This is a genomic window from Prevotella sp. CAG:592, from assembly GCF_000436015.1.
Taxonomy (GTDB): Bacteria; Bacteroidota; Bacteroidia; order Bacteroidales; family Bacteroidaceae; genus Prevotella; species Prevotella pectinovora.
On the sequence record NZ_FR892560.1, the window covers coordinates 1 to 6,156 of the forward strand.

The window sequence follows — 6,156 nt, forward strand, 5'->3', positions numbered from 1 at the left end:
CATTAGAAAATGACAAGAAACTTTTTCTAATGACCGATTTGGGTTTATTTGAGTCACAATCCCCCCAACTCAAAACAAAGGCGCATCCGGAACATTACCGGATGCGCCTTTTGGGGGATATTGTGTTGTCTGTCTTGTTAGTGGATGTTGTCCTCGATGAGGTTCTCGCCTGTCATGTCGGCAGGCTGCTCCAGACCCATGATGTGGAGGATAGAAGGAGCCACATCGGCAAGACGGCCGTCCTTGACAGTAGCCGAATTGTTGTCTGTAACGTAGATGAACGGAACTGGGTTCAGAGAGTGAGCCGTGTTAGGAGTGCCGTCAGCGTTGATGGCATTGTCAGCATTGCCGTGGTCGGCGATGATGATAGCCTCGTAGTCGTTGGCCTTGGCAGCCTCGATAACGTCTTTCACGCAGTTGTCCACAGCATGAACAGCCTTTGCGATGGCATTGTAGACACCGGTGTGTCCCACCATGTCGCCGTTGGCGAAGTTCACCACGATGAAGTCATACTCCTGAGTGTTGATGGCACCCACCAGCTTGTCCTTCACCTCGTATGCGCTCATCTCAGGCTTCAGGTCGTATGTGGCAACCTTCGGCGAAGGCACGAGGATACGGTCCTCGCCCTCAAATGGAGTCTCGCGGCCGCCGTTGAAGAAGAATGTCACGTGAGCGTATTTCTCAGTCTCGGCAGTGTGCAGCTGCTTCTTGCCCTGCTTGCTGAGATACTCACCGAGAGTGTCCTGCACGTTCTCTTTCGGGAAGAGGATGTGTACGCCCTTGAACGAAGCGTCGTAAGGAGTCATGCAGTAATACTGCAGGTCCTTGATAGTATGCATTCCCTCCTCAGGCATATCCTGCTGTGTGAGCACCTGGGTAAGCTCCTTGGCGCGGTCGTTGCGGTAGTTGATGAATATCACCACGTCGCCCTCCTGTATCGTTCCGTTCACGTTGGCGTTTGAGATAGGCTTCACAAACTCGTCGGTCACGTCGGCAGCATAGCTCTCCTCCATAGCCTTCACCATGTCGGTAGCCTTTGTTCCCTTGCCCTCTACGAGCAGGTCGTAAGCCTCCTTCACGCGGTTCCAGCGCTTGTCGCGGTCCATGGCATAGAAACGTCCCACGATGCTTGCGATGTGGGCGTCGTTCTTCTCGCAGTGGTCAGTCAGCTCCTTGATGAATCCCACACCGCTCTTAGGGTCGGTGTCGCGTCCGTCCATGAAGCAGTGTACGAAGGTGTTCTTCAGTCCGTACTCCTTTGAGATTTCCACGAATTTGAACAGGTGGTCGAGAGAAGAGTGCACACCTCCGGTGGAAGTCAGTCCCATGAGGTGTAGGCGCTTGCCTGTCTTCTGTGCGTAAGAGAATGCGCTCACCACCTCAGGGTTCTTCAGAATAGAACCGTCGGCGCAGGCGCGGTTGATTTTCACGAGGTCCTGATATACGATGCGGCCCGCTCCGATGTTGAGGTGACCCACCTCAGAGTTGCCCATCTGTCCGTCAGGCAGACCCACGTCCTCACCACAAGCCATGAGCTGTGAATGGGCGCTTACTGCCGTAAGATAATCGAGATAAGGAGTAGGAGTGTTGTTGATCACGTCTCCCTTTCCATGTTTGCCGATACCCCATCCGTCGAGTATCATCAATAAAGCTTTCTTTGCCATGATAATTTTTATGTGTTATATTAAATGGTTGACAGTTGATGAGTTTGACGGGTTGACCGGAAGGCTTGTCCCTGTCATCACCCCGTATAACGGGTATAACAGAATGCATGTCTTGTAGACATCCCGTTTCTTTTGAGTGCAAAATTACAATATCTGTTTATATTATACAAGAAGAAAACTGCTAAATAGCTTTAACTGCCTAATGTCTTGACATATACCTATCCCCATTGTCAATCGTAGTTGGCAAAACTCCTTGAAGGCTTGTCCGTTCTCTGTTTTGACGTTTTTCTCCTTGCACAGCCCCGGCTTCTGTCCTGTTCACCATCTTTCCTTCTTTCCGGTCCGTCAGTCTTCTTTCCGGTTCGTCAGTCCGTCCTTCTTTTCTTCTCCATTCCTTCCGTCTAAATCAGCTCAAAGTCAAATAATTAGTAAGAAAATCGCTGAAAAGTAGGAGGGTAATTAAAAAAACAGTAAATTTGTACCCAAACATTACCTTTTTTTTAGTATGAAGAAGATATACACACTATGCGCACTGGCATTTGCCGCTCTCACGGCATTTGCTTCTCCCGCAAGACCGGGACAATGGAAAACGGTACGTCTCGCTGACGGTACCGAAGTTAGAGTAGAGCTTAAGGGCGACGAATGGGGAAGCTATTGGCAGGCAGCCGATGGCAAGACATACGTGGAAGACGGTGAGACCGGTATTTTCAAACCGGTTGACGTGGCTCGCATGCTGAAGGCAACAGAGCCGATGAGACTTCAGAGAGCACAAGACCGTGCCGTCCGTCTGAAGAAACTCTACAACCAGAACCAGCTCCAGGCCAGCACTTCTCACAAGAAGGCAATCACCGGAGGCAAGAAGAAGGGACTCATCATCCTCGTCAACTATCCTGACGGAAAGTCAGCACAGTTCCAGCCGGAGCACACCAGAGAACTCCTCCAGGAAGTTGCCAACGGCAAGAACTACACCAACAAGGAATTAGGCTTCACTGGTAGCGTTGCAGATTATTTCCGCTCTCAGAGTCTCGGCAAGCTCGATATCGAGTTCGATGTTGTAGGTCCATACATGCTTGCCCACAAGCGTTGGTATTACGGCACCAACCAGGGTTATTCCCACGACACCAAGCCAGGAGAGATGATCGCTGAGGCAGTATTGGCAGCAGATGCAGATGTAAATTATGCCGACTACGACTGGGACGGCGACGGAGAAGTTGACCAGGTGTTCGTGCTCTATGCCGGACTCGGTGAGCACGATGGCGGATCAGCATCAACAATATGGCCACATGAGTCTAAGCTCAGCGCTTCAGACTACAAGAAGGCCATCAACCTCGACGGTGTGAAGATCGATACCTACGCCTGCAGTAGCGAGTTGCAGAGAGGCAGTACCATCTGCGGTATCGGTACCATCTGCCACGAGTTCTCACACTGCCTCGGATTCCCTGATACCTACGACCCAACCAAGACACGTTTCGGAATGGGCACTTGGGACCTCATGGACGTTGGTTCTTACATCGACAACGGTTTCACACCTTCTTGCTACACAGGTCTGGAGCGTATGATTGCCGGATGGCAGAACGCCAAGGTGTTGGCAAACGACACCATTGTAAACAATATGGGCCCTATCTCAGAGGGAGGCGAGTTCTTCATCGTTTATAACGAAGGCTACAAGAATGAGTTCTATATCCTCGAAAACCATCAGAACGTAGGTTGGGACGCAAAGCGCAAGGGTACAGGTCTGCTCGTGAACTATGTAGACTACGATGAGAGAGTGTGGACCGGAATGGCTCCTAACGCCAACGGCGACTATGCGAGATACACCATCATCTGTGCCGACGGTTACAACTATGACCAGTATCCAGACAACAACTGCTTCCCATACGGCAGCGTGAACAGTCTGACAGACAATTCTGAGCCTGCCGCTACACTCAACCACGCCAACGTGAACGGCAAGAAACTCATGGGCAAGCCTATCACCGATATCCACAGAAATGCCGACGGCACAATGGGATTCACCTTCAAGCGTGAGGTGGAGCTGAGCAACACTCCGAATCCATGGGACAACCTGGTTGTTGACGGCATCGCTGAGGTCAACGCTGCTACACAGGCTAAGGCAGACAACCGCATCTATACACTCGACGGCCGTTTCCTCGGCACCGACATGAAGGCGCTCAAGAGCGGTATGTATATCGTGAATGGAAAGAAAATCCTAAAATAACAGAAAATGAAAAGAATCCTATTATCCATATCCGCGGTTCTCGCTGCCATCGCCATCCAGGCAATGCCGGTGAAGCCGGGAATATGTCGCAACATCACTCTCGCCGACGGCACAGTAGTCAAAGCTGAGCTCGTGGGCGACGAGCATCTCACATATTGGCGCACTGCCGACGGTGCCTGCTACAGACAGACACCGTCAGCTGGCGTGTTCTCTAAGGTGGAGCTTTCCGCTCTGCAGAGTGAATACGACGCAGTGGTGGCGCAGAAGGCAGCCCGTGAGAAAGCCATCCTGGAGTCGGCACGCACATCAATGCCGGTGAAAAAGGTAGAGGGAAGCAAATTCCAGGGCAAGAAGAAATGTCTTGTCATCCTTGCCAACTTCGCCGACACCAAGTTCAAGCCGGAGCATACGCTCGACCTCTACAAGCAGATCATCAACGGAGAGAACTACTCCGACGAGACGCTCGGATTCAAGGGTAGCGTGCGTGACTACTTCAAGGCTCAGAGTGGCGGACAGTTCGAGATCGACTTCGACGTGGTAGGTCCGGTAGACCTGCCGAAGGGATATGCCGGATATGGCAAGAACGACGCCTCGGGCAGAGACCAGGCGGCACTCGTATATCCTATGGTGGAGGATGCTGTGAACCTCGCCAAGGACCAGGTGACAGACTGGAAGCAGTATGACTGGGACGGCGACGGCCTCGTTGAAGAGGTGTTCGTCCTCTATGCCGGACACGGACAGGCAACATATCCTCAGGATCCGGACCTCGTATGGCCTCACAAGTCTGCCATCGACCCTATGACCGTTGCCGACGGAGTGAAGGTCAGCGTCTACGCCTGCAGCTGCGAGCTGGGCGCCACAGAGGCAATCGACGGTATCGGTGCCTTCTGCCATGAGTTCTCACACTGTATGGGACTCAAAGACCACTACGACATCAACGGTAGGGGATATGGAACAGGATTCTGGGACATCATGTGTTTCGGATGCTACAACGGCAACACATTCCTCCCTGCTGAATACAACAGCTATGAGAAGATGTTCTGTGGATGGAAGGAGCCTATAGTGCTCAACGCCGAACCGCAGAAGATCGAAGGCATGAAGGCTCTCGCTGCCGGTGGCGATACATACATCTTCTATAACGACGGAAACGAGAACGAGTATTATATGCTCGAAAACCGTCAGAAGACCGGTTGGGACGCCGCACTGCCAGGCGAGGGACTCATCGTGCTCCACGTGGACTACAGCAAGGGCGCCTGGGAAGACAATCAGGTGAACTACAACGCTGCCCGTCAGCGCATGACTGTGATTCCTGCCGACAACACCCTCGGTTCTACCGATGAGGACAAGGCTGGCGACGCATGGCCTTATCAGGGCAACAACAGTCTGACGAACTATTCCCGTCCGGCTTGCACCGTGTACAACGCCAATACCGACGGCACGGGCTACATGAACAAATATCTGCTCAACATCACACAGAACGCCGACGGCACAATCTCGTTTGAGTATACCACAAAGAGCGCCACAAAGCAGGACAAGCCGGAGGGAGCATTGCTCTATGAAACATTCGACAACTGCAGCGGCATCGGCGGTAATGACGGCATCTGGGATGGCGACAACGTGGGATTGGCAGACTTCTTCCCTGACAATGACGGATGGTCGGGCACTCCGAAGACCGGTGCCAACAAGTGTGCGCTCCTCGGTAACGCTACACGTAAGGCAAACGCCGTCACACCATCGTTCAAAATCTCTGAACCGGTAGTGATTTCGTTCCTCGCAGCCCCATACACAGGCAGCTCAGACAACAAGCTGATTCTGGCTGCAAACTATGGTTGCGACGCCGTGCTTGATGTCACAGAGTTCGCTCTCGTTCCTGGTCAGTGGACAGAGGTAAAGGCTAATGTCACCGGTTCTGGTGATGCCGCTATCCGCTTCAAGACCAACGACAAGGGCGTGTTCATCGACAATGTGTGCGTAATTCCTGTGAGCCTTGCCGGTATCAGTTCTGCCACTGCCGACCAGTCGCCAAAGAACGGCGAGATATACTCTATCGACGGTCGCTACATGGGTAAGTCAGTCAGCGATCTTCGCCCTGGCATCTATGTGATGAACGGTAAGAAGCTCGTGAAGTAACATTCAGAAACATTCCATTCAGACCTCGTGTCTGCACATAAAACAAGGATTGGATAATTGGAGAAGCTGAGACTCTCCGGTTGTCCAATCCTTTTATTATTTGGTGTTGGTCAATATGATTAAACCCAAATCGGTCATTAGGGCTTG

Annotated in this window: 3 protein-coding genes; 2 read left to right on the top strand and 1 reads right to left on the bottom strand. The window is 52.1% G+C overall.

Features of this window, described 5'->3' with window-relative positions; all coding sequences use genetic code 11:
- Positions 1-137 precede the first annotated feature (137 nt).
- Positions 138-1,664 (bottom strand): 2,3-bisphosphoglycerate-independent phosphoglycerate mutase, encoded by a 1,527-nt coding sequence (gene gpmI, locus QVO99_RS04970; protein WP_022316498.1) that lies wholly within the window; start codon positions 1,662-1,664, stop codon positions 138-140.
- A 505-nt stretch (positions 1,665-2,169) separates the two neighbouring features.
- Here gpmI and QVO99_RS04975 point away from each other — a divergent pair.
- Together QVO99_RS04975 and QVO99_RS04980 are read left to right on the top strand one after the other, a co-directional pair.
- Positions 2,170-3,879, top strand: coding sequence for a M6 family metalloprotease domain-containing protein (locus QVO99_RS04975; protein ID WP_022316499.1), 1,710 nt, complete (start codon positions 2,170-2,172; stop codon positions 3,877-3,879).
- Positions 3,880-3,885: 6 nt separating this feature from the next.
- On the top strand, positions 3,886-6,009 hold the full coding sequence (locus tag QVO99_RS04980; protein ID WP_022316500.1) for a M6 family metalloprotease domain-containing protein: 2,124 nt from the start codon (positions 3,886-3,888) through the stop codon (positions 6,007-6,009).
- The last annotated feature ends 147 nt before the right edge of the window (positions 6,010-6,156 follow it).